General features: G+C 44.5%; 22 protein-coding genes. 12 read left to right on the top strand and 10 right to left on the bottom strand.

The genetic code is table 11. The annotated features are described in order from the left end of the window. Nucleotides 1-46: 46 nt before the first annotated feature. Both K5Q73_RS01140 and K5Q73_RS01135 read left to right on the top strand, forming a co-directional pair. Complete coding sequence (locus K5Q73_RS01140) at nt 47-451, top strand: SMI1/KNR4 family protein (RefSeq protein ID WP_220758558.1); 405 nt, start codon at nt 47-49, stop codon at nt 449-451. Nucleotides 452-503: 52 nt separating this feature from the next. Then, a complete protein-coding gene (locus tag K5Q73_RS01135) occupies nt 504-1,004 on the top strand; it encodes a DUF4447 family protein (protein ID WP_220758559.1) in 501 nt (166 codons plus the stop codon). 246 nt (nt 1,005-1,250) lie between these two features. Here K5Q73_RS01135 and K5Q73_RS01130 read toward each other — a convergent pair whose 3' ends face one another. Beyond that, on the bottom strand, nt 1,251-1,874 hold the full coding sequence (locus K5Q73_RS01130) for a glutathione S-transferase family protein (RefSeq protein WP_220758560.1): 624 nt from the start codon (nt 1,872-1,874) through the stop codon (nt 1,251-1,253). A 292-nt stretch (nt 1,875-2,166) separates the two neighbouring features. On the opposite strand from K5Q73_RS01130, the gene K5Q73_RS01125 reads away from it, so the two are divergent. The 6 genes from K5Q73_RS01125 (at nt 2,167) to K5Q73_RS01100 (ending at nt 9,476) form a co-directional block, all read left to right on the top strand. Then, complete coding sequence (locus tag K5Q73_RS01125) at nt 2,167-2,637, top strand: PH domain-containing protein (RefSeq protein WP_220758919.1); 471 nt, start codon at nt 2,167-2,169, stop codon at nt 2,635-2,637. Nucleotides 2,638-2,702: 65 nt separating this feature from the next. Continuing rightward, nucleotides 2,703-3,971: an Nramp family divalent metal transporter gene (locus K5Q73_RS01120; protein WP_374706779.1), complete on the top strand. Its 1,269-nt coding sequence runs from the start codon at nt 2,703-2,705 to the stop codon at nt 3,969-3,971. Nucleotides 3,972-3,995: 24 nt separating this feature from the next. Then, a complete protein-coding gene (locus K5Q73_RS01115; protein WP_220758561.1) occupies nt 3,996-5,171 on the top strand; it encodes a serine hydrolase in 1,176 nt (391 codons plus the stop codon). Nucleotides 5,172-5,255: 84 nt separating this feature from the next. Beyond that, on the top strand, nt 5,256-5,729 hold the full coding sequence (locus tag K5Q73_RS01110) for a DUF1456 family protein (protein ID WP_220758562.1): 474 nt from the start codon (nt 5,256-5,258) through the stop codon (nt 5,727-5,729). A gap of 842 nt (nt 5,730-6,571) precedes the next feature. Continuing rightward, a complete protein-coding gene (locus tag K5Q73_RS01105; protein WP_220758563.1) occupies nt 6,572-8,260 on the top strand; it encodes an NAD-dependent malic enzyme in 1,689 nt (562 codons plus the stop codon). Between the two features lie 730 nt (nt 8,261-8,990). Further along, nucleotides 8,991-9,476, top strand: coding sequence for a hypothetical protein (locus K5Q73_RS01100; RefSeq protein ID WP_220758564.1), 486 nt, complete (start codon nt 8,991-8,993; stop codon nt 9,474-9,476). Nucleotides 9,477-9,633: 157 nt separating this feature from the next. Here the strand turns inward: K5Q73_RS01100 and K5Q73_RS01095 are convergent, their stop codons facing one another. From K5Q73_RS01095 to K5Q73_RS01085, 4 genes are all read right to left on the bottom strand, one after another. Then, the gene (locus K5Q73_RS01095; RefSeq protein ID WP_220758565.1) at nt 9,634-10,662 is read right to left on the bottom strand and encodes a DUF4238 domain-containing protein; all 1,029 of its coding nucleotides are present in this window, start codon (nt 10,660-10,662) and stop codon (nt 9,634-9,636) included. A gap of 50 nt (nt 10,663-10,712) precedes the next feature. Continuing rightward, a complete protein-coding gene (locus K5Q73_RS21560) occupies nt 10,713-10,841 on the bottom strand; it encodes a hypothetical protein (protein ID WP_259655219.1) in 129 nt (42 codons plus the stop codon). Nucleotides 10,842-11,022: 181 nt separating this feature from the next. Then, nucleotides 11,023-11,460, bottom strand: coding sequence for a DUF3069 domain-containing protein (locus tag K5Q73_RS01090; protein WP_220758566.1), 438 nt, complete (start codon nt 11,458-11,460; stop codon nt 11,023-11,025). Nucleotides 11,461-11,517: 57 nt separating this feature from the next. Continuing rightward, a complete protein-coding gene (locus K5Q73_RS01085) occupies nt 11,518-12,042 on the bottom strand; it encodes a phosphatase PAP2 family protein (RefSeq protein WP_220758567.1) in 525 nt (174 codons plus the stop codon). Between the two features lie 186 nt (nt 12,043-12,228). Here K5Q73_RS01085 and K5Q73_RS01080 point away from each other — a divergent pair, with 186 nt between their 5' ends. The 3 genes from K5Q73_RS01080 (at nt 12,229) to queG (ending at nt 17,620) form a co-directional block, all read left to right on the top strand. Continuing rightward, the gene (locus tag K5Q73_RS01080; protein ID WP_220758568.1) at nt 12,229-14,112 is read left to right on the top strand and encodes a GGDEF domain-containing protein; all 1,884 of its coding nucleotides are present in this window, start codon (nt 12,229-12,231) and stop codon (nt 14,110-14,112) included. A 282-nt stretch (nt 14,113-14,394) separates the two neighbouring features. Continuing rightward, entirely contained in the window at nt 14,395-16,281 is a 1,887-nt protein-coding gene (locus K5Q73_RS01075) for a GGDEF domain-containing protein (protein WP_220758569.1), read from the top strand. An 88-nt stretch (nt 16,282-16,369) separates the two neighbouring features. After that, the gene (gene queG / locus K5Q73_RS01070; protein ID WP_220758570.1) at nt 16,370-17,620 is read left to right on the top strand and encodes a tRNA epoxyqueuosine(34) reductase QueG; all 1,251 of its coding nucleotides are present in this window, start codon (nt 16,370-16,372) and stop codon (nt 17,618-17,620) included. A 49-nt stretch (nt 17,621-17,669) separates the two neighbouring features. Here the strand turns inward: queG and K5Q73_RS01065 are convergent, their stop codons facing one another. Then, the gene (locus tag K5Q73_RS01065) at nt 17,670-17,882 is read right to left on the bottom strand and encodes a dodecin (protein ID WP_220758571.1); all 213 of its coding nucleotides are present in this window, start codon (nt 17,880-17,882) and stop codon (nt 17,670-17,672) included. Between the two features lie 192 nt (nt 17,883-18,074). After that, entirely contained in the window at nt 18,075-18,578 is a 504-nt protein-coding gene (locus K5Q73_RS01060) for a carboxymuconolactone decarboxylase family protein (RefSeq protein WP_220758572.1), read from the bottom strand. 127 nt (nt 18,579-18,705) lie between these two features. Here K5Q73_RS01060 and K5Q73_RS01055 point away from each other — a divergent pair, with 127 nt between their 5' ends. After that, a complete protein-coding gene (locus K5Q73_RS01055) occupies nt 18,706-19,599 on the top strand; it encodes a LysR family transcriptional regulator (RefSeq protein ID WP_220758573.1) in 894 nt (297 codons plus the stop codon). Between the two features lie 87 nt (nt 19,600-19,686). Here K5Q73_RS01055 and K5Q73_RS01050 read toward each other — a convergent pair whose 3' ends face one another. From K5Q73_RS01050 to K5Q73_RS01040, 3 genes are all read right to left on the bottom strand, one after another. Further along, nucleotides 19,687-20,232, bottom strand: a complete 546-nt coding sequence (locus K5Q73_RS01050; RefSeq protein ID WP_220758574.1) for a protein disulfide oxidoreductase — start codon at nt 20,230-20,232, stop codon at nt 19,687-19,689. Then, nucleotides 20,219-21,067: a DsbA family protein gene (locus K5Q73_RS01045; RefSeq protein ID WP_220758575.1), complete on the bottom strand. Its 849-nt coding sequence runs from the start codon at nt 21,065-21,067 to the stop codon at nt 20,219-20,221. The genes K5Q73_RS01050 and K5Q73_RS01045 overlap by 14 nt, the downstream gene beginning before the upstream one ends. A 156-nt stretch (nt 21,068-21,223) precedes the next feature. Next, nucleotides 21,224-23,281, bottom strand: a complete 2,058-nt coding sequence (locus tag K5Q73_RS01040) for a protein-disulfide reductase DsbD (RefSeq protein WP_220758576.1) — start codon at nt 23,279-23,281, stop codon at nt 21,224-21,226. Between the last annotated feature and the right edge of the window lie 117 nt (nt 23,282-23,398).

Raw genomic sequence — 23,398 nt, 5'->3', positions numbered from 1 at the left:
ATACTCCGCCCCAATAGTCTATACAGCCAGATAACCCCGAAAACTTATGAACGATATCATTGAGCAATTACAAGAGATGAGTGAAACGGTACCCGTACCGTTAGAGCTAGCGACATTTGAACAAATTGTTGAAGTTGAAGAAGAAATTCTAATTCCTCTGCCAATGGAGCTGAAAGAATACTTACTCTACGCCAGTGATGTGATTTGCGGCAGCTTAGAGCCCGTTACCGCCAGCGATCCTAACTCGCACACTTACCTACCAGAAGTGGCGGCCTATGCTTGGTCAATCGGCTTACCGCGTGAATATGTGCCTATCTGTCAGCAAGGCGATAACTTCTTCTTTATCAGCCAAGAAGGTCAAATTCAGCTATGGCAAGATGACGAAATTGACGAAGAAGAGTCATGGGAATCTTTCTGGGATTGGGCCGAAGAAGTGTGGATGCGTAGCTAATACTACAAGTATCAGCACACGCCATCACAGCAAATCATTTTAAGGAAACAAGATGTCTAAAGAACTTGGTTTAAATGCCATTGAAATGCAGTACCTTCGCCACTCTTTGGCGCTAACTACAGCCCAAGTTGCCAATATTGGCAAAGTGACCGAAGCCGATGTTATCGCTTGGGAAGCAGGTGAGAAACCAGCTCACATGCCAGTACAAAAGAAACTGCTTGAGATTGATGAAGCGATTGAGATGCAGGTGCTTAACACATGCGACGGCATCGAAGAGCTATTCAAGTCTGAGCCTAAGCGCACGTTAAGCTTTGTGGTTTATCCAACTCAAGCCCTATACGCTCAGTACAACCCTGAATTTTTGGGCACCTTGCCATTAGCCGAGCTCTATAACGTTTCAGCTTACCGTATCAAGAAAGAGTGCAAACTAATGCTAGAAGTTGACGTGGTACTGGTGCCGCTAAACTTTGAGTCTTACAAAGCATTCCGCGATAAAGAAGGCTTAAAAGAGAGCCGTGAAAACCGCGCAAAATGGGCTAAAGCGCAGTTATAAGATATTAGGATCTAGGATCTAGGATCTAGGTTCTAGGCACTGGCACGAGGAAAGGCAAAAGGCAAAAACGATGAAAGCCAAGACGGGTAAAGCCGTTTAAAAGCAACGAAAATAGTGTTTGTTGTAGGTAGCGCTTTAGCCGCTTTGCTTTTGATTTTCCTAACAGGGCTATCCTGCACAAGGGGCCCGTCCTCGAAGCGAAGTGTCCTAGAATCTAAGCCTAGAACCTAGGACCTAGGACCTGCATTAAACGGCGCCAGCTTCCTCTTTAGCAAGGCCTCTCACCATCGCAGGACGAGCGGTGATCCTGTCGCGATAAGCTGCCAGCTTAGGCGGAATATCTTGCTCAAATCGTGTCGCCCATAGCAAAGTATGCCCAAGTAATATATCGGCAACACTCAGCTCATTGCCAAGTAAAAAATCACTCTGTGGTAACCACTTTTCAGCGATTGCCGCGGCCTTGTCAAACTCCCACTTAGCCACCGATAGCATAGCTGGCAAACGCTGCGCTTCAGGCAAAGCAAATTTATGCTTACCTATGCTCCATAGCGGTTGCTCAAGCTCGCTGATAATAAAGCTGACCCACTTATGATGTAGCGCCGACTCATGCGTGCCCGCCTTTGGCAATAACTTACCCTGACCATATTTCTCAGCCAAATATAAAGTGATAGCGGCAGACTCAGTCACGGCGAAACCTTCGTCAACTAAAGCGGGAACTTTGCCACATGGGTTAACCGCTAAAAACTCCGGTTCTTTGCCATCGCCATTGGCAAAGTTAATGTATCGATATTGCCAATCAAGCCCAAGCTCTTCTAAGGTCCATGACACTCTCAAAGAGCGGCTACGCGGGATCCCATATAGTGTAATCATCTAACGGTTCCTTAATTTGCATCAACATCAATAGGGTGAGCCCCTAAACTACTGCTAAGAGTGAACAATTGAAACCGCCACTTTGTTTCAAAATGAGTCAGTTTCAAAATGAGTCAGTTTCAAAATAAGTCAGCCCAGAATAAGCCTCATTTAAATTACGGTTTAATTTTGCTCAAAACTTTGTTTAAGTAACAGAGGGAATAATAGCAATAAACAGGGAGTAACCGTGGACAACAAACAAGAGCCGCTGATTAAACAAGTCGAATTTGCCGATAACTTAGGCCGATACTGGATGACGCCGTTAACCATAATACTGGCCATATCCATTGTTGGGATCCCACTACTGCTTTTATGGCTCCCCATCGGTAGCCACTTTACCCGTCGTTATATCAATAATATGAGCACCGAGCTCACAGCTAAAAAACTCGTGGTACGCAAAGGCATTTTTACTCGCACTGAAAATACCGTGCCGCTGGATAAAATTACCGACATGGCATTAATTCAAGGGCCATTAATGCGCTTTTTTAAATTACACCAACTCACTATTGAAACCGCAGGTCAATCGGGTACAGGTGCCTTACTTAGCTTAACCGGTATTGTTGATGCCGCAGAGTTTAGAAGCTTAGTCCTAGCGCAAAAAGAAAAACTCAATCAGCAAGCGCCTGTTGCGACTCAAGATGAAAATAATGAGGCTAGTGTAGTGAGCCTTTTACAAGAGATCTCTGATACCCTCAAACGCATTGAAAGCAATAGTAAAAGCTGAAGTTAACCTCACACTATCAGTACGCCCTTTAAGCATTAACCATCAGTGAGCAATGAGCATAAGTAATGAGCATAAGCAATAACAGCGCGGCGTTATCGAGTCGCAAAATGAGCATCACAACACTCCTTAGCGCCATGGGGCCTGGTCTGTTAATGGCTGCTGCAGCCATAGGCGCCTCACATTTAGTCGCATCGACCCGAGCTGGTGCAGAGTTTGGCTGGCAACTGGCTTGGGTCATTTTGGCGGTTAACCTGCTCAAGTATCCATTTTTTGCCGCTGGAGCACGTTACACCAGCGCCACTGGAGAAAGCTTATTGCAAGGCTATTTAAGGCAAGGACCAAAGTATCTTGCGGTGTTTACAGCGCTTAACACCCTCGCCGCTATCGCCAGTACTGCTGGTGTTGCCATGCTCACTGCCGCCATGCTTACTCAGTTTGTGCCCTTAGCTATCGATCTACTAGCACTATTGGTATTGCTCTCAAGTGTGGCGATACTGATTTTTGGCCATTATGCGCTGCTCGATAAAATGACTAAAGTCATCATGTTAGCCTTGACCGTCACAACCTTAATTGCTGTTGCTCTTGCCTTTAACGCACCCGCAATAGTTAACCCAGACTTTGTGTCACAATCGCCATGGCAATGGGCCTATATAGGCTTTTTAGTCGCAATGATGGGCTGGATGCCCGCCCCCATAGAGGTCAGCGCCTGGAATTCGCTTTGGTTAATCGAAAAGCAAAAGTTAACCCCGGTGAGTAAACAGCAGGCACTGTTCGATTTTAACTTCGGCTATCTAATGACGGCACTACTGGCCATCGTTTTTCTCGCCCTAGGCACCTTAGTCATGCACGGCAGCGGCGAGCAATTTTCAGCTTCAGGGGTTAAGTTTGCTGCGCAGTTAATCAGCCTATATAGCCAGGTGATGGGCAGTGAAAGTCACTACCTTATCGGCGCAGTGGCGTTTTTGTGTATCTTTAGCACCACAGTAACCGTCATAGATGGCTATAGTCGCACCCTTAATATGGGCTGGCAGCTGCTGACTAAGCAGCAAGATAGTGAGCGCCGACTTAATGCTGTGATGTTAGCCGTCAGTACTCTTGGATTATTTATCATATTGTTTTTTAAAGGGGCTCTACTTCCATTACTGGAATTTGTTATGATTCTCGCCTTTATGACGACTGTGATTTTTGCTTGGCTTAACTATAAGTTGATGATCAGCACAGCACTTTTACCAGCAGACAGGTATGGTAGCGCCATGCGAGTGCTTTCATGGCTAGGATTAATTTACTTAGCCAGCTTCGCCGCGCTTTTTATCTATTGGATGCTAACAAAATAACGTAAACGGACTCCTACACCTTCAATGCACCTAATAACAAAAACACTAATCGGCTCAGTCGTTGTTGGCTGTTGCCTATGGGCTGCAAACAAAGCCAGTGCAAACCGCGTTGCCAGCAGTGATATCGCCAAACAACTGCCTAATATTATCAACCAAGCACAGCGTCCTTTTAGTGGCGTGGTAATGGTTAAACAAAATAACCAGCCTGTGTTCGCCTATATATCTGGTGACAATATTGACAATCACTCCAGCTTTTTAATTGGTTCGCTGTCAAAGCAAGTAACCGCTGCACTTGTCTTAAAAGCCGTTGATGACGGCCTAATCGATTTGCATAAAAGCGTTAGTCATTATTTATTAAAAGATGGCAATAAGCCGCGTGCTTATGTGCCACCAAGTGTGACCGTATCACAGTTGCTGAGCCACACCTCAGGTTTACTAACTCTTGGCGAACCACCAGTTTTTAAACCTGGCAGCCAGTTCCAATACTCAAATTATGGCTATGCCTTACTTGGCGACATACTTGAAGTGGTATACCAAAAGCCAATCGACCAGTTAGTTGCACAGCTCAACCAGCAAAATAAGCTTGATGGTTTGTATGCACAAACAGGCGATATCAATAGTATTGAGGCTACACACGCTAACTTCATCTTAGGCAACACCGAGACCTTAACTCAAAGTGCAGACGGCAGCAGCCAGTCGCAATTAATCCCTGTTGAACTCAGCATCGATAAATCGATGATCGCCTTTGGCGGCATGGTGGCATCGGTTGAAGCCTATGGCCGCTTTCAAGATGCACTGTATAACGGCAAACTTTTGAGCCCCAAAAGTCTTGCGTTAATGACTTCACCACAAGCGACTCGCAACCATAGATGGGGAGCATTAGAGTACGGCTATGGCACACAAATAAGCCGTGATGAACAGTTAGTTGAATATAGCCACAGCGGCTATCTTCCCGGTTATGTCAGCCTAGCCGTGTATTACCCAAAGTCGAAGGTCAGCTTAGTTATCTTAGAAAACACCTCTTGGGATCTCAGTAATCGCGAGCGCGTATTTGGCTTACACGATGCTATACGCAGCAGTATTCGTAACCGACTAGCAGCCCTTGAAGACCGCCCAGTAGCCAAACTGTATCAAGCTTCTGTTAGTGCATTTGAAGATACCTTTGCCCCGGCTAACACAGCAGCAAAAGCAGTAGAGTAATTGCTATTTCAGGGATAACTTCTGTTATAATAATCGGGATGATCGCGCAGCCGCGCGGTCCCATAGTTAGAAGAAATCAAACTCATGATTAACAATGATATTTTACGTAAAGTTCGCTATATCCTCGACTTAAGCAACGCAAAGATGATCCGCATTTTTGCTAAAACTAAGCACGAAGTGACACAAGAGCAAATGATCGACATGCTAAAAAAAGAGCATGAAGAAGGTTATGCTCCTCTGAATGACAAGAACATGTGTCGTTTCTTAGATGGTTTAGTGATCTACAAGCGTGGCCTAAAGCCAGGCGCTGAAGCGCCAGAACCACTAGCTCAATTGACCAACAACCTTATCTTCAAAAAGTTAAGAGTGGCATTTGAACTACGTGAAGACGATATCATTGAAGCGCTAGAACTTGCAGAATTCAACATGAGCAAGTCTGAGCTAGGCGCACTATTTAGAAAGCCTGGTCATAAGCACTACAAGCCATGTGGCGACCAAGTATTACGTAACTTCTTGATGGGCTTATCACTTAAGCACCGTCCAGAAAACGCTAACTAATTCAGTATAGAATTAGCGATACAAAGCGTGATAAAAGCACTGCCACTGGCGGTGCTTTTTTTAGGAGCTAGGAACTAGATCCTAGGACGCTTCGCTGCGAGGACGGGCTTCGCCCTGCTAGGAAAAGCAAAACCCCGACCTACAACAAACACCGCTTTTCCTAAAACCTAGGACCTTACTTAGCTTTTCCAATCTTTCCCGTAAGCGCTGCGTTCCGTCAGTGACGTAGTCATGTTCGCAGGCCGTTCGGCTCTTAATATCTTAGCTGTTCCTGTTTTTTCCGGCTCTTCTGTCTTTGCGTTCATCATCTTTAAACCGTGTTAGCTTTTTCGGCTTATCCGTAAATGACGCTGTCACATCCGCAAGGTCGCAGGCCGTTCGGCTCTCACCGTCTTTGCTTTAATCGTCTTTCCTTATTTTCCTAGGACCTAGGACCTTTCTTTGCTTTTCCTATATTTCATTAAAAATTTCGTCTAATTCGTCCGCAATAGCTAACAAAGATCACGCTTTATGTTAGTCTTCCGTGATTAGCATCACCTGTAATACCAATCAGTATATAGATTTACTCGCTCAGCGAGAATTTAGCGGTTCTGAGGCAAGGCGACGAATGAAGAGCATAGCTGTTCTACGGTCAAGTTCGTTAACGCAGCATCAGAGCTGCTAAAACTCGTCATTCTGGAGCGTTTTTGGCTGCCTATTTCCACATTGAACAGCACCATAGGGGAATAATAGCTCTTTCAACTATTCAGCTTGAAACAGTTTGCCAAAAACCGCTCTGAGCAGATAAAGTTCTTATACTGATTGGTATTACTCTACTAACAAAAACAAAGAAAAGGTTTCCAATGGACGATAACAAACGCCCGCTCTATCTTCCTTTTGCCGGTCCAGCCATTCTTGAAGCACCTTTAATCAACAAAGGTAGCGCTTTCACAGAGGAAGAACGGATTTTTTTCAACCTCGAAGGCCTACTGCCACACGTCATCGAGACTATCGAAGAGCAAGCCTCTCGCGCTTACGATCAATACAAAAACTTCAGTAACGATCTCGATAAGCATATTTATCTGAGAAACATTCAAGATACCAACGAGACCTTGTACTACCGCCTAGTACAGAACCATATTACTGAGATGATGCCTATCATCTATACCCCAACTGTGGGTATGGCCTGTGAGCGTTTCTCTAAAGATTACCGCCGTAACCGTGGTCTGTTTATCTCTTACGCCAATAAAGACCGTATCGACGATATTCTCAATAACTCGACTCGCCAAAAAGTAAAAATCATCGTAGTCACCGACGGTGAGCGCATCTTAGGTTTAGGCGACCAAGGTATTGGCGGCATGGGGATCCCAATTGGTAAGCTATCTTTATACACCAGCTGTGGTGGTATTAGCCCTGCTTATACTCTGCCAATCACACTCGACGTAGGTACTGATAACCCCCACCTACTAGAAGATCCTATGTACATGGGCATGCGTAGCCCACGTATTGGCGGCGAAGAATACAAAGAGTTTGTTGAAGCCTTTATGCAAGCGGTTCACCGCCGCTGGCCCGATGCACTTATCCAGTTTGAAGACTTTGCTCAAAAGAACGCTATGCCACTGCTTGAACGTTATAAAGATCAATACTGCTGCTTTAATGATGATATCCAAGGTACAGCAGCGGTCACAGTCGGTTCACTGTTAGCAGCCTGTAAGGCAGCAAAAACCAAACTTAGTGAGCAGCGCATCACCTTCTTAGGTGCAGGCTCTGCAGGTTGTGGTATTGCCGAGGCAATCGTGGCGCAAATGGTGTCTGAAGGCATCACTGAACAACAAGCGCGCAAGCAAGTGTTTATGGTCGATCGCTGGGGTATGTTGCAGTCAAATATGCCTAACCTACTGCCGTTCCAGCAAAAGCTAGCGCAAAACTGTGATGATATCGCTAATTGGGATAACTTCAGCGACAACATCTCGCTACTGGATGTAGTCAACAATGCCAAGCCTACGGTATTGGTTGGTGTGTCAGGCGCGCCGGGTCTATTCACCGAAGAGATCATCAAAGCGATGCACAGCCATTGCAAACGTCCGATAGTGTTCCCACTGTCGAACCCAACCAGCCGCGTAGAAGCCACGCCAAAAGATATTCTGCATTGGACACAAGGCCAAGCGCTTGTGGCAACAGGTAGCCCATTTGAGCCAGTGGTGGTTGACGATGTGACTTATGAGATTGCCCAATGTAATAACAGTTATATCTTCCCAGGTATTGGCCTTGGGGTATTAGCCTCAGGTGCAAAACGTGTTAGTGATGCCATGTTAATGGCATCGAGCCGCGCACTTGCCGAGTGTTCACCGCTGGCAATAGATGGTGAAGGCTCACTGCTGCCGAAACTTGAAGATATTCATAAGGTCAGTAAGCATATTGCCTTTGCAGTTGCCAGAACAGCAATTGAAGAAGGCCATGCTTTGCCAGTGACCGCAGAGCAACTGAACTATGCGATTGACGATAACTTCTGGATGGCAGAGTATCGGCGTTATAAAAGAACTTCGTTCTAGTTTTTTCGATATAGCTAAAACGGAAAAATATCGATGGTTCAAGCAAAGACGAGCGCTTCGCTAACGGTCTAAATCAAAAGCAGTCATATTTGGCTGCTTTTTTGTTTTTGGGGTTATCTGGTAGTTGGTTTGTTATCAGGCTTTGCCTGACCTTTAAGTTAGACTTCGTCTAACTTAAAGGTCAGTGGTGATGCCACATTGGTAATGCATCAGGCTACGCCTGACTAGGGTCGTGAGCTTACAGCTCACACTCGGGCAAAAGGGGGACAACAGCTTCCCCCTCTTGCATCACCCGAGCCGCCCCGACGAAGTTGTTGATCCTCACTCATTTTCGAAAATATCTATCGCCTCATATTCGCCGTCTGATAGGCAGGAAGCTTGAATGTCTTGAAATGCATGGATGCACGAGAAAGACCATGGCTCACCTAAGGCTATCTCGGCCTCCATGCCTCAATCACGACCCTCTCCTTACAAGAGTTCTTCAATGACCTCGGCAACTCCGATGGGGAATAGGTGTTTCCTATGAGTTTTCGAATCACTTTAGCTACAGTGCTTACTTTACAAATAACAATGCGAATCTTGCCAATTGAGGATTAAACGCCTCCCTACAACCTTGATCTAACGCATTGTGATTAGTGCGGTTTCAATAAATAATCCAACACATACTTTTACAGTCATCATCTGCTTAACGCACAGACCGTATTAAAATGTAATAAGCCATAGGGATAGTATGTCGAATCATCAATCACCATATATGCTTGAAACAGCCTCTGATTATTTAAGAGCTGCCAAAGTGTTATGGAAGGAACCTAATTTAGGTCTTGTAGCAGTAGTCAACGCTGCAATAGCCATTGAAATAATATTAAAAAGTTTTATTGCCCAGCCTTCAGAAAATGACCGCAAAGGTACTATTTCTGAACAATATGAAATCAAAGGAAAAAGGCTTCATACTTTAACGGACTTAGCGAAAGCCATAGATTCAGATTTATACAATAAGTTAGGGTTTCATCGCCACGAGTATTGGTTTCAAAAATTTGACAATTTATTTGTTCAATCACGTTATCCATATGAACCCACCTCTAGCGGAGGGTATTCAGATACTCCAATTCAGATAGGTATTGAAATGTTTAGATCAACGATTAACTGGTACAAACAAACAGAAAACCCAGATCCTTGGGTCATAATGTATCCAGATGTAGCTGGTGGTGGCTTATAACGAGCTGTTCTATTCAGATTCACCATGCCATTTGCTGATGCGAAGGATTCGTGCATGAGAATCTTAGAGCACATTCAGTACGTGCCCATCTGGTTGATATATAATAAAAAAACGCAACGTGGGCTTTTTTTATATCTGTAGTATCGAACCAGTTATCTCAAGCAGACTTAACAGCGTTGAGATTTACACCGACATATTTCTTGTAAGGTTTTAGCGACTCTTCACTGTCACCAATGATATGAACATTAGCTTTCTTGGCTAGCTTAGTGTTCATTTCTTCTACTACATCAACTGATACTTGAACCTTGCCACGTGGAAAGCGATTTGATTTGTTAATCATATAAGCGACGTTTGGTGATATCGGATAAAAGAAATCACACTCATGGTCTTCTGGTGGTTTAATTTCATCGGTTAAAGCTTGGTGGACATTCGCAATCGGCTGGTCAGAAGTAATGAACGGCGTAACGGTATCATTGATAAGCAAACAATGAACATCGTCTTTTCTATCAAGATAAAGTGACCGCCCTAAGTTCATACCGAACATATAACCAATGAACCACCAGCATTCTTGAGTCAACTTAGCAATATGTTCAGCTAAAGCACGAAGACGCTCATCTATAAGCTCATTAGATTTGCCCATGCCAGTATTAGCTAAGTCTTTAAAGTTCTTAGTCCTAGCAATCTGATGACCGAAAAACTGCATGAAGTGAATCATATTCTCGCTGTCATCGAGTACAGATAGGTCACGATTTGCAAGTGCTTTTAGAACGTCTTGAACTTCATCTTCATGAGCTGTGTGATAGTTTTCAATGCCGTTGCATCTCCAAGCTTCAAGCATCTTATCAGCTACTTCATCTTTGATTCCGCTCTGCTTGTATACAGATGCCATGTACTGCATTTTCAGATAATCATTTAGATAAGACATATGCAGCTCTTGTAAGTCTTCTGGACTTTCAGATGACCATCGTTTGATTACTTGTACATGCTCACGTGTAAGCGGTTGAACGCGATAGAAATGACGCTCTACTGCAACATTCTTAACGCTGTCTTTACGAACAATGTTTTTGTTGTTCTTGGTGGTGTAGAACACATTCTTGTTATCAGACGCCCATCGTCTCATGTAGTTAGCCCACACATGATGATGATTCTTCTTTCCTTGCAAGCTTTTCTTGCTTATTTCTGCCATACGCCCTCCGTTGCATTAGAAAATAATTGGGTCAGAGTAAACTAAACAATTCAATCCGAATCCCCAGAGTTATGCTTGTCTAATCCCGTGTAGATACGGCCGTGACCGTCCATGACATGGACGTCATGGCCGAGCTTCCAAGGATGGACTTGCTGCGTGTCACGGCAGTGTCTGCACATACGCTGGCCGCAGGCCATTGGAACCACTGCTGTTGGATGCCACTCGCAGCCTAAAAATATCTCTATGTCTACACGAAGATAAAAGTTGCTATCTCTGCTAGCAACAAAAAAGGCTATAGGAAAACTCCCATAGCCTCTTGAAATAGCCTTTTTGACTTAACTTTTTAGCAAAAAGTTACAGCTACTGACCTGCAATCACAGCCTTAATGCTATTAAGCATCGAACGGTCAGTTCGCGCTTTCTTCAGCTTACGTACACTTTCTTTAAGCGAAGCATCTGCTAGACGGGTGAAAATACCGTTGTACTCTTTCTCGGCAATTTCATCATCTGTTTCAGCCATTTCTGCAATATCTTGTGCAACACGGCTTAACTGGAACCAAGCATTAGCGATATAAAAACCGTGGAAGTCTTCTCTGGCTAATAGTGACTTAGCACTTGCAGGTAATGCATCCCAACCATTACTGAACTTAAGATCTGTGTCTTCAATTAACTCGTTGCAAAGGTTGGCATAGGCTTCGAACAGATCCTTTGGGATCTCGTTCATCGGCATTACCGTATTGCACACGTTTAATGAAACCTGCTCGGCACGTTCTCTATAAGTTTGGCTTACTTCTGTCATGATGTTTTCTCTACAAATGAGCACGATTAACGCACTCTTTATTCAAATTAATTTGGCTTAAAACTTACCGCTTACATATAAGCCATAATTGCCGTTACCTACGATTGGCGTGACTGTAATACCTTTATAAGGGTCGGTAAAGTATAGCCCCGATAATATACCGATGGCGGCACCAGCTAACACGTCTTCAACCTGGTGTTTGTCACTTTCTACACGGGTGTAACCCACATAAGTGGCGCCAATATAGGCAGGAATCGCCCACTGCCAACCGTAACGCTGCTGCACAAAAGTGGCGGCGGCAAAGCTGTCTGCGGTATGGCCTGACGGGAACGAATCATCGCCTGAGCCATCGGGCCTGTCTTTATCGACTGTGTATTTAAGGCCTTCTACCACTAAACGTGAAACCGCGCCAGTTTTGGCTAACTGCCACGCACCTTCATAATCATCTTCATAGATAAGCGAACCACCCAGGGCTACAGCTGGAATAAGCAGGTGTAATACATCACCAGATCTTTCTAAGTCTGATGCTGCGGAAGCTGACCAACTTGTCAGCAAAAGCAAACAAGCAAAAAACTTTCTCATCGCAATGACCTGTGTCATGAACCTTTAGAGGGCGTTGTTATACAGGCACAGTGTGCTAAATGCAAAAACTTGTGAAAGCGATTCAATTTTAAGCGTCCAACTCATAAAAATCTTAGTTAACAAAACTCGTTATCGTGTATTCTAACGGTCGAATATAAAAGGCTTTATTACTTAAAATAATACATAATGCACAAGCTCATTCAGCTATTACTCATCTCTCTAGCTTTAATCATAACTTTGGCCAGCCAGCATGCCGTGTCTGCTACAGCGGATATCAAACGAGCAGACGAGCTGTTCGAGTTACTCGACAGTGGTGTGGTTGAGAAAAACATTGAAAGAAAACAATACCTCAAAGAGCTAATTCCTTTAGTGCCCAAAAATGACCTCGCTAGGCAACTGCTGTTAGCTCGTGCGACCTGCTGGTCATATAACATGCTGGATGATGCTGAAATATCCCAAGCTCTGTTATTTGCAAAACAGGCTTTAACACGTCCTGAGTTAGCTGATTTTCCCGATGATAAATTAGATTTAGAGCTTTGTTACGCTTGGTTCTCGGAGCAAAAGGGTGATGTTGATACCGCGCTAACTTATTACAACCGGTTAGTTATTGAAGCCTACCAATTAGAAAACTTACGCCTGATGGCTGATGTACGCATGATGCGCGGCTATTTAACTTCATTTCAAGGCAACTACACCCAAGGCATAGAAGACTTAATGACGGCGCAAACCCTCTATAAAAGTTTAAATGTCACCGTTTGGGTGCAGCATAGCCTCTACGAAATCGCGACCATATATCGCCGCCTAGGCGATCAAGACAATGCTATCCGCTATTTCAATCAGTTACATAAGAGCCATATTGACAACCAACAGTTCGATAAAGCCAATGTTGTGATCTCATCAATCGCAATTGCAGAAGAGGAACGTAATAGCTTTGCGGAGGCTAAGAAGCTATTTCTAGAAAGTTATCACTACTGGGACGCTAAGCAAAATGGCTTTAAAAAAGCGGGTGTGGCCGTGAACATGGCTGGTACCTTAATCAAACTAGGAGAAATCGACCTAGCTCGCCACTATTTAGATGAATCGGCTGCTTTGATTACTCCGTCTGCTGAAGGCTTTTATAACTATATGCAGCTGTTTTATGCTCAAGTTTACTTAGAGCTAGGACAGTTTTCACAAGCCCATAAAAGTATAGCCCTTGCCCGTGTGGCATTTGAGCGAGTCAATAGCCTACGCGGACTGGTACAAGTACAGCTTGTAGAGAGTCAGATATTTCTTATGCAGGACAATTGGCAGGCAGCCTATGAATCTTTATATAAGTATATGGAGCTGCATATGGAGCTTGATAAAAAGATCTTCTCTCGCTACAACGCCGAAATGCGCACTCGCTTTAATGCTGAGCAGATAGAAGCCGAAAATCGCCATCTAGTTGAAAATCATAAGCTCAAAGAGCTAGAGTTAGCCATGCTGGAGCAAAATAAAGTTCAGCAATGGATTATCATCTTTATGGGCAGCATCATCCTTATTATCATATCGACTTTCACTTATAAGCAATTGCAGAAGAACAAATTACTGTCTGTGTTAGCACTGACTGACGATCTCACTCAGTTGCCTAACCGACGCTACATATATACCCAGGCCCAAGACTACTTTGATAGCGCAATAAAAAACCAGCAAGCTTTATCCTGTATCAGTTTCGACGCTGACTATTTCAAACTGATTAATGACCGCTATGGTCACGAAGTTGGCGACGAAACCTTAAAGTTACTCGCCGATACCTGTAGAGCCGTACTAGGGACCCAGTATGAAGCAGCGCGTGTCGGTGGCGAAGAGTTTCTCATTCTTCTACCCAATACTGATAAGGCACAAACCCTTAAGGTTGCCCAGGTTCTGGTCAATCAGGTTCGTAATGCTGACTTTAGCCTTTTCCCTCAAGGGTTCTCGATAACGATAAGTGCAGGAGTCTCAAGTCTTAGCGATACTGACGAAAAACTTTCTCAGCTGCTGAAACGAGCCGATGAGGCGCTTTACTTGGCTAAGAAAGAAGGTCGAGACCAAGTTAAAATGATTTAAGGTCAGCCACTTTTACCTTTCGACTGCAACAGGACAAGTCATCACTAGCGTAAATCCTTACCGCCAATATCAGGCCTGCTATCCCATATAGCAGGTCCATCGCCCACATCATATCTTTTGCCTCCACTCATTCACTATAAAGCTGCTACAAAGGCGGCCATAGATACGTATATTTGGCTCTATTCTATGACATTGAACAACACTAAAGCTTGCCATACTTTATACTATATAGTGTATAATTAATCCCGAATATCAATAACTTCTACGCAAAGTAGACTCTAAATGCCCAAGCTTTCTTTGTTAATACAAATCCTACTTTTTGTCAGCGCTCTTTCTGTGTGTAGTTTAAGCTTCGCTACACAAACTAACACTCAAAAAGCGGATGAAATCTTTGCCATTATTGATAGTGGCACCATCGACAATTCCGAGTCCTATCACCTCCATTTAGCTCAATTAGAAAGCTTGGTGTTAAAGAGTGATACGCCACGATTTCTGCGCCTAAAGCGAGCACAGTGTTGGTCATTTAACCCTTACGAAAAAGAACAAATCCCAGCGGCCTTAGCATTTGCCAAGCAAGTACTCAACTACCCAGAGTTAAGCCAATTTCCACACCATAAGCTTGATCTGGAGCTTTGCCATACTTGGTTTACAGAAAAGCATGGCAATGTCGAAGTGGCACAAAGAGGTTATAACAAAATCATAGAAGAGGCCTATGCACTAGAAAATTTACGCCTAGTTGCCGATGCCAGAAATATGCGCGGCTACTTACGCTCTTACCAAGGTAACTTCACCCAAGGACTTGAAGACTTACTGATAGCCCATGCTTTATATCAAAATTTAAACCTACCCGTTTGGGCTAACAGCAGCTTGTATGAAATCGCTACCAGTTATCGCCGCTTAGGTGAATATGCAAATGCTATTCGCTACTTTAAACGGCTTCAAGACAAGCATATTAGTAACAACAACTTTGATGGGGCCAATGCTATATCTGTCTCAATTGCCATAGCCGAGGAAGAGCAAGGTAATCTAGACGTCGCAAAGTGGTTATTTGAAGAAAGTCATACCTATTGGAAAGAAAACAAAAAAGAGTTAGAGCAAGCCACTGTAGCAGTAAATATCGCGGGCACCTTGATAAAGCTTGGTGAGATAGCCCAAGCTCACCAATACCTCAACGAAGCGGAACCCTTTATTCTGCCTACAGATACAGCTTTTTACAGCTTTTTACATCTATTTCGCGCACAAGTGTATCTCGCGGAAAATCGACTGCCTCAGGCTCATAAAAGTATTGCTTACGCGCGCACCGCCTTTAGCCGCGTTAAGAACATACGGGGCTTGGCACAGCTGCAATTAGTTGAAAGCCAAGCCTTCCTTAAACAGGAAGATTGGAAGCAAGCCTATTATGCCCTCTCTGAATATATGAGGTTGCATATGGAACTCGATAGTAAACAGCTTTCAAGCTACACCACCGAGATGCGCACTCGCTTCAATGCCGATCAGATTGAGCAAGAAAACCGCCATCTTATTGAAAATCAGCAACTCAAAGAGTTAGAGTTGAGCATGCTAGAGCAAAATAAACTCCAGCAAGGCATCATCATCTTTCTAGGCGGCTTTATTATCCTGATTGCCTCTGTTTTTGCCCGTAAGCAAATTCAAAAAAATAAGCTCTTGTCTGCCCTTGCATTAACAGATGACCTTACTCAGCTTCCCAACCGCCGTTATATCTACACCAAGGCGCAGACTTGCTTCGAACAAGCTCAAAAAACTGATAGCCCATTGTCTGTCATTACATTTGATGTTGACTACTTCAAGCTGATTAATGACAAGTATGGCCACGAAGTCGGCGATGATGCCTTAAAGTTCTTGGCCGACACATGCCGCGAAGTACTTGCAACGCAGAATAAGACCGCTCGTATTGGCGGTGAAGAGTTTTTAATTCTGTTACCAAATACCGATTTAGCAAAGGCCTATAAGATTGCCCAAGCTTTGGTACATAGCGTCAGATACAGTGATTTCAGCCCATTTCCTGCAGACTTTAGCATGACGATCAGTGCAGGGGTCGCTAGCCTTAGCGCGACAGATAGCAAGCTGTCGCAGCTGTTTAAAAAAGCCGACGATGCCTTATACGTAGCAAAGAACGAAGGCCGTAACCAAGCTAGAATAGGACAGTAGTTCTGCAGATGGGGATACCTATTTATCCCCAATAACTGCTATCATTAGTGGTTATACCAAGCCGATACTTTTAGCCAATAATAGGCCTATGTCCGACATATCTTCACAACTTGCCCCTATCGACACCCTAACGCCCATTCAACTTGGCGAGTTAGCCCTTAAAATTAATGTTTGGGGCCAAGAGTTAGGCTTTGCACAAATTGGGATTTGCGATACCGATCTCAGTGCAGAAGAGCCAAAACTTCAAGCTTGGTTAGACAAAGGTTATCACGGCGACATGGGCTATATGGCTAATCATGGCATGATGCGCGCGCGAGCTTATGAGCTACATCCAGGTACTGTGCGTGTAATTACTGCGCGGATGAATTACCTGCCACCAGAAGCTGGATTTGCCTTTAATCTTAAAGACCCCAATCTTGGTTATATTTCCCGTTATGCTGGCGGCCGCGACTACCATAAGATGATCCGCAGTCGCCTTAAAAAGCTCGGTGACAAAATTGAAGCAGAACTCAAAAGCCTTGGAATTAGCAGACCAAACTCACGGCCATTTGTTGATTCAGCGCCAATTTTAGAACGCCCTTTAGCCGATAAAGCAGGCCTTGGCTGGACCGGAAAACACAGTTTATTGCTTAATCAAGATGCAGGCAGTTGGTTCTTTTTAGGTGAGCTATTAATAGATTTGCCATTGCCAGTCGACATCCCTGTGGCTGAGGGCTGTAAAACCTGCGTGGCCTGTATTAAATCTTGCCCAACCAATGCGATTGTCGAACCTTATATCGTTGACGGCAGCCGCTGTATCTCGTATCTCACTATTGAGCTACAAGGGGCTATTCCGGTTGAGTTCAGGCAGGCGATAGGAAATCGAATTTATGGCTGTGATGACTGCCAATTGGTATGCCCAGTCAACAGCAAAGCGCCCCTCACAGAGGAGACAGACTTTCATACACGGCCATCACTTAAGCAGCCACAACTACTCGAGCTTTTTGCTTGGACTGAAACCGAGTTTCTAAAGCTGACCGAAGGCAGCCCTATTCGCCGTATAGGCCATGCTCGCTGGTTAAGAAACATCGCTGTCGCACTAGGTAATGCACCTTATAGCCAAGTGATAACACAAGCACTGACAGAGCGGAAACTTTCAGATGAAGTCGATGATATGGTCATCGAACATATTGACTGGGCTATCGCAGAGCAGCAATCTAAGCAAAGTGCTACAGCTCAAAACCCGATGGCTCAAAACCCTTCAGCCCTCAATATACAACAGCCGCAGGTGGCAGTTGTCAGCCGTAAAACCCAAAGGGTGATCCGCAGTGTTGAGAAAGGATTAGCGAGAGATGCATAACAAAATGGACGCTAACTAAGTTAGCGCCCATTTTAAATCAAGCCACAATTTATGCTTTAGGATCTAAGGTAAAACCCACTTTAATCGTCACCTGCCAGTGTGCCACCATACCTTCTTCTAAATGTCCTCGAGTTTCTACCACCTGAAACCATCTTAAATGCTTCAAGGATTCATTGGCTGCGGCAACGGCATTTTTAATCGCTTCATCAGAGCTAATTGGTGATGATCCGGTTAGCTCTATAATCTTGTAGGTATGGCTCATTGTGACTCCAACAGTGATTAAAAGAATAGTCTTAATCAGTATAGAACAACATCTGAGTATGTCTGCGGCCATAAGAGCGGTTGAATAGTTCAATCACCTTTTAGCATTCACCAAGATACACATTTAGCAGCAACAATCTGTTTTTTACTGATAAATAACGACTTCAATTAGAGAGAAGATTCGTGACAGCTCTTATTGGTCCGCCTTAAAACTCCCCACTCCGAAGTCGAAGGTTTTAGCTAAACGGTTCCATGCATTTATCTGGATCACAGCCAATGTTAGCTCGCTGATCTGCTTATTTGAAAAGTACTGTTTTAATGCATCGGTGGCATTAACTAAACGGTTTTCTTCATGACCCACACTCGCCAAAGGTAAGTTAGTCAACGCCTCAGCCCAATGCAGCACAACTCGTTCCTTATCGGTGTAATATGGCGCTTCTCGCCAAATAGATAATGAAGCCATACGTTGAGCGGTTTCACCTGCGGCCAATGCCTCTTTAAAATGCATATCAATACAGTAAGCACACCCATTAATGAGTGACACTCGGTAACGGATCAGTTCAAGTAAGTTGTGCTCAAGCCCACAGCTATTGACATAATTTTCAGTTTTTAACATACAAGCCATCACGCCACTAGCTAGCTGCTCTCCCTTGAGAGACGCGGTGATAGAAAGGTTTGGATTAGTCGTTTGAGTCATAATTGATGCCTATAAATGAATAAGTGAATTGCACAACAACTATTATCCATAAACACAAAAAAGCTGGAATACCAACATAAACTGCTTTACCTTTGCGTAAAACGCAAAGGTGAAATTAAGAGAACTCATGTTAAGTGCGATGCGGATCTTCATCAAAGTGGTCGAGCTCGGAAGCTTTTCTAAAGCGGCCGAAGTACTCAATATGGCGCCCTCAAGCGTCGCCCGTAATATCGACAACCTCGAGCAAGACTTTAAAGCGACCTTACTCAAACGTAGTACCCGACAACTATCGCTTACAGAAGCGGGGGAACAGTTCTTAGAGGGGGCGCGCAAACTGGTTAACGATGAAGAAAATCTAAAGATATCACTGTCTGAGCGAGATACTCAGCCCGAAGGCATACTACGTATTTCAGTGTTTGAAGGATTTGGTCGAGTAAAAATTTGCCCTCTTCTGCCTGGTTTTTTAGCCCAATATCCTAAAGTAAAGATTGAAATAGACTTAGACAATCAACTAGTAGACTTACACTCTGAAAACGTAGATATTGCTATTCGCATTGGCAACGCACAAGATTCAAGCCTACATGCCAGAATGCTTATGGCTAACCAAACTTCATTGTGTGCGAGTGCTAAATACTTAGCTCAATTTGGCACCCCACTTAAACCCGATGAATTGCAGCATCATAACTGCCTATTACTCGACCGTGATAGACAGCGTACCTATTGGCATTTCAAAAAGGGCAAACAATATAAGAAGGTTCCGGTGCAAGGAAACTTAACCTCAAGAGGAGGCACGCCTATTCTTGAGGCGGCTATACACCACGGTGGCATAGTACAGTTGTCGAGTTGGATGATGGATGATTTAATCCAAGATGGCACCTTAGTGCGCTGCCTCCCCGAGTGGACGCCCTCACTGTCAGAGCAATCCAGTGGCGATATTTATGCGCTTTACCGTGGTGGTAAGCACATGCGGCCAGTGATCCGCGCCTTTATCGATTACATAGTTAAGGCGCTCAAGCTCTAGATACAATTGAACCGCATAACCTATGCTATGCGGTTCATCGAGGCTATTAGTGTAGCGCTTTCAAGATATAACGCTTTCTTAGCAGCCCTATGCCAATAGCATTCGCCACCAGATCCCTGGCAAACTAGTAAAGCCGCTCGTGTAAAACGCCGGCTCTCCGTCTTTTATCACCATTAGTGTTGGTGTGACTTGCATCGCCCACTGCTGCGCTATTTCTCCGCGAGGATCATTAACCACTGCAAAGTCATAGCCTTTGTGCTGGATGTATTGCTGCATTTTTTCATCAGGGCCCGATGTCATTGCCACGCTCACAACCGGATAACTGCCTGCAATCACATTCACAGCTGGGCTAACAAAGCTGCAAACCGGACACCAAGAGCCCCAAAAATACAGCAGCACAGGTTGCTCATGGCTCATTGCCAGCAAATCAATTTTCTCGCCCTGCAGCGTCATTGCTTGAATATTGGGTAAGTCGGTTTTAGGTATATCGCGGCTGCGCCATATATCCAGCGCGGCAGAAAATACCGTTAATAACACCAGCATAAATAGCAGCTGCTTGAGCCAGCCAAGTAGCTTTTTCCCAAAGGAAAGCTTACTAGGATCAAGCTTATCTTGAGGATTATTTGTTGCCATTTTTCGCCTCCAACGCCTGTTCCACTTGTTGCTTTAGCTGTTCGAATGGCACTAAACCGGCAATAATTTGATCGCCAATCACCATACTGGGAGTGCCGCCAATACGCAGTGCGCGCATAAGATTTAAGTTATCAGCTACCGCCTCAGCAACTCGGCTATCAGTATTGTTAAGCCATTTAGTGGTATCGGTGATGCTCGCCACTTTGGCAATGGCCTGGCTATCTAATCTGCGCGGCACTGACATTAAGGTGTCTTTTACTGTTAAGTACTTCTCAGGCTCATTAAGCCAAACAGTTTGGGCAAGTTCGACGGCATCCACAGCGCTTTTCCCTTGCAGCGGCACCATTTTAATAATGATTTTAAGCTGTGGGAACTCGGCCATTAGCTTGTCTAATTCTGGCTCTAACTGTTTGCAGTAAGGGCAGTTAAAGTCAGTGAAGTACACCATAGTGAGTTCAGGATTTACAGCGCCCTTCCACGGGTCTGTAGCGCTATGAAACAATGCTTGCTGCTTGTCAGCGATAACATGTTCAACTCCCGCTTGCTCCTTCATCATTTCACGTGTTTGCAATGCGATAAAGGCTTCTTTAAGCAGTTCAGGGTCGTTAACTAGCATCTCTTCTACTATGGCTTTAACCTCTTGCTGCTGCGCTGCTGAAAGGCTTGCATCGTTAGCGCTAACAAACTGACTTGTGGCTAACTGGCTACCCAAAAAGCCTATTGCACTTAGTCCAACTAACCCGATAAAGGTCAATGCTGCTTTCTTGCTAAAAGTGGCTAAATTGGCAGTTGATAGTTCTTTTTTGTTGATTGTTTTGTTGATTGTTTTTTTCATTTGGTTTTTCATAAAAGTCTCACTTGAGCCGCTGTTGCCACTCAAAAAATGGGGGAGCTGCAGCCCTGTATTCACTCAGGACTGCAATCAATAGATCTGCGATAAAGCGGCTAAATCGTTTCAGTCGTCTCAGCCGAATAAGTCGAATAAGTCGTTCTAGAACTTGGCCGATGCGGCATTTATCGCATTAATGACGTCACTGCTTGATAGAATCACAGGCAGCTCAATGCCATCGGGAGCGTTAGGGCCATACACCACATTAAACGGCACGCCATAACGATTGTGGCTTTGTAGGTACTCGGTAATTGGCTTAGATGGTTTAGTCCAGTCCCCTATCATCAACACCATCTCATCAGCTTTAAGTTGGCTATAAACAGGATCTTGCAAAATCACCCCGACCTTATTGGCTTTACAGGTAATACACCAGTCAGCAGTTACATCCACAAATATTGTTTTACCCGCAGCGACTTGCTTGGCTATCTCAGGCTCATTAAGCGTTTGCCAATCAAGATCGGTAGGTAGTGGCTGCGCCCATCTATCAGAAGTAGCAAACGCCACAATAGCAACCACCGCAATGCCGATACTAATGCTGGCAATTGCCGCGGCTTTACCGTGAACCTTAGCCATTAAGAGCAAAAACTGTGATGCTAAAATCGCCGCCGCAGCCCATAAATAACCGCTTGCAACAAAGCTAGCTAACAAACTAATTAGCCATAAGCTGGTTAACAGTAATAATCCAGAGAACACGATTTTCACCACGTTCATCCAGCGACCAGGTTTAGGGAAGTAACTCGCTACTTGCGGAAAAGCCGCCACCAATAACCAAGGCAGCGCCATGCCTAAGGCCAGCGCGCTAAAGATAACAAATAGGCTCAATACGTCTGCGCCAAGCGCAAAAGCCACCGCAGTACCTAAAAAGGGAGCGCTGCACGGCGTTGCGAGTAAGGTGGCAAACATACCTTGCAGGAAGTGGCCACGATGATCATTGCCGCCAGTGGTTGCCAACTTAGTTTGCAGACTAGAGGGTAAATTAATTTCAAATGCACCCAACATGTTTAGCGCAAACACTGAGGTGACTAGCGCCATAAAGCCAATAAACCACGGGTTTTGGAACTGCACGCCCCAACCTATTGCTTGGCCGGTAAACTTAAGGATTAAGATAAATCCAGCAAGTAACCAAAATGAAACTAAAATCCCCAGTGCAGAGGCAATAAACTGTTTACGAATTTGGCCTTTTTGCATATTAGGCGCAGCAATCACCGAGCTAAGCTTCATACCTAAAACAGGTAGCACACACGGCATAACGTTCAGGATTAAGCCGCCGAGTAGCGCAATAAGCAAGATCTGTAGCAAGGACGAAGAACTAGCTTGTACAGTGGTTGGGGTGACTTCTGCGCGATATTCTGCCGACTTATCATGGCCTATAACCGTAAGGTAAAGTGGCTTACCAATCAATTCAGGCTCACCCAGCCAGCTGGAAGCATCAAACACCGCGCGTAATTTGTTAGTAGCAGATGCCGTTTCAAAACGCTCAAAACGAACAAACTTAAAAGTCGTATCGGGCTCACCATCAATAATGAATTTAGGCATCACCCAGCCAGTATCATCCATTTCAATTTGCAGCTGATTAGCTGCCGCGTCCCAGCCAATATCTAGGCTAGGATTACTGCTTTTTAGCGGTACTAACGACTGCGCCTTATTGTAAGCAAACATCGCATCAACATCGGCCGTCATGGTCTCAGGAACAATATCTAGGCTAATTTCGTAGTCAGTTAATACACAAACATTAGTGCACGATGACAGCGTAAACTTACCCTGTAAGCTGGTTGGTTTATTGGCGTCATCAATTTTGACCGAAATCGGAAATGTCGCTTGATTGTGGTAACCAAATGTTTGTAGCCCAAGCAAAGAAAACTGCTCAGGTGCAGGCCACTGCCAGTCGACTTGTTCAAGGTTAGTGGAGCCAGTCCAGTCAATACTAGGGGCAATTCCGCCCTCACCAGGGCTACGCCAATAGGTTTTCCAGTCACCATCTAATTGCACCTCCAGCACGCCAGGCAAGGTGTTAGTGGCTTTGTCTAACTCACCGGTAAGCATAAACTTAGCTTTAACCGGGGGATGATTCGGGTTCTCTAGCCAGCCTGTCGACTGGGCAAAGACCGGATTAGCTAATGCAATGAAACACACTAGAATAATCTGTTTTAATATTTTCACTTTTCTTTCTCCGCAGAAACGGATCGCCACCAACCTAGCACTTTAAAGCTGTTGGTGTAACGATGAATAAACGGCTTACGTTAGGGCTTAGACCTAATATTGATAACCGCAATGTTA

The sequence above is a fragment of the Shewanella sp. MBTL60-112-B2 genome, assembly GCF_019655055.1.
Classification (GTDB): domain Bacteria; phylum Pseudomonadota; class Gammaproteobacteria; order Enterobacterales; family Shewanellaceae; genus Shewanella.
Note: the sequence above shows the minus strand (reverse complement) of the source record. Positions and strands in the feature narration are given on the sequence as shown.

Excerpts from the sequence above, each read along its gene's own strand:
- K5Q73_RS01075 (WP_220758569.1), top strand. The coding sequence starts at position 14,395 with ATGCCCAAGCTTTCTTTGTTAATACAAATCCTACTTTTTGTCAGCGCT.
- K5Q73_RS01045 (WP_220758575.1), bottom strand. The coding sequence starts at position 21,067 with ATGAAAAAAACAATCAACAAAACAATCAACAAAAAAGAACTATCAACT.
- K5Q73_RS01140 (WP_220758558.1), top strand. The coding sequence starts at position 47 with ATGAACGATATCATTGAGCAATTACAAGAGATGAGTGAAACGGTACCC.
- queG (WP_220758570.1), top strand. The coding sequence starts at position 16,370 with ATGTCCGACATATCTTCACAACTTGCCCCTATCGACACCCTAACGCCC.
- K5Q73_RS01055 (WP_220758573.1), top strand. The coding sequence starts at position 18,706 with ATGTTAAGTGCGATGCGGATCTTCATCAAAGTGGTCGAGCTCGGAAGC.
- K5Q73_RS01135 (WP_220758559.1), top strand. The coding sequence starts at position 504 with ATGTCTAAAGAACTTGGTTTAAATGCCATTGAAATGCAGTACCTTCGC.
- K5Q73_RS01095 (WP_220758565.1), bottom strand. The coding sequence starts at position 10,662 with ATGGCAGAAATAAGCAAGAAAAGCTTGCAAGGAAAGAAGAATCATCAT.
- K5Q73_RS01100 (WP_220758564.1), top strand. The coding sequence starts at position 8,991 with ATGTCGAATCATCAATCACCATATATGCTTGAAACAGCCTCTGATTAT.
- K5Q73_RS01130 (WP_220758560.1), bottom strand. The coding sequence starts at position 1,874 with ATGATTACACTATATGGGATCCCGCGTAGCCGCTCTTTGAGAGTGTCA.
- K5Q73_RS01080 (WP_220758568.1), top strand. The coding sequence starts at position 12,229 with ATGCACAAGCTCATTCAGCTATTACTCATCTCTCTAGCTTTAATCATA.
- K5Q73_RS21560 (WP_259655219.1), bottom strand. The coding sequence starts at position 10,841 with ATGTGCAGACACTGCCGTGACACGCAGCAAGTCCATCCTTGGAAGCTC.
- K5Q73_RS01085 (WP_220758567.1), bottom strand. The coding sequence starts at position 12,042 with ATGAGAAAGTTTTTTGCTTGTTTGCTTTTGCTGACAAGTTGGTCAGCT.
- K5Q73_RS01115 (WP_220758561.1), top strand. The coding sequence starts at position 3,996 with ATGCACCTAATAACAAAAACACTAATCGGCTCAGTCGTTGTTGGCTGT.
- K5Q73_RS01060 (WP_220758572.1), bottom strand. The coding sequence starts at position 18,578 with ATGACTCAAACGACTAATCCAAACCTTTCTATCACCGCGTCTCTCAAG.
- K5Q73_RS01065 (WP_220758571.1), bottom strand. The coding sequence starts at position 17,882 with ATGAGCCATACCTACAAGATTATAGAGCTAACCGGATCATCACCAATT.
- K5Q73_RS01110 (WP_220758562.1), top strand. The coding sequence starts at position 5,256 with ATGATTAACAATGATATTTTACGTAAAGTTCGCTATATCCTCGACTTA.
- K5Q73_RS01090 (WP_220758566.1), bottom strand. The coding sequence starts at position 11,460 with ATGACAGAAGTAAGCCAAACTTATAGAGAACGTGCCGAGCAGGTTTCA.
- K5Q73_RS01120 (WP_374706779.1), top strand. The coding sequence starts at position 2,703 with ATGAGCATAAGCAATAACAGCGCGGCGTTATCGAGTCGCAAAATGAGC.
- K5Q73_RS01105 (WP_220758563.1), top strand. The coding sequence starts at position 6,572 with ATGGACGATAACAAACGCCCGCTCTATCTTCCTTTTGCCGGTCCAGCC.
- K5Q73_RS01050 (WP_220758574.1), bottom strand. The coding sequence starts at position 20,232 with ATGGCAACAAATAATCCTCAAGATAAGCTTGATCCTAGTAAGCTTTCC.
- K5Q73_RS01125 (WP_220758919.1), top strand. The coding sequence starts at position 2,167 with ATGACGCCGTTAACCATAATACTGGCCATATCCATTGTTGGGATCCCA.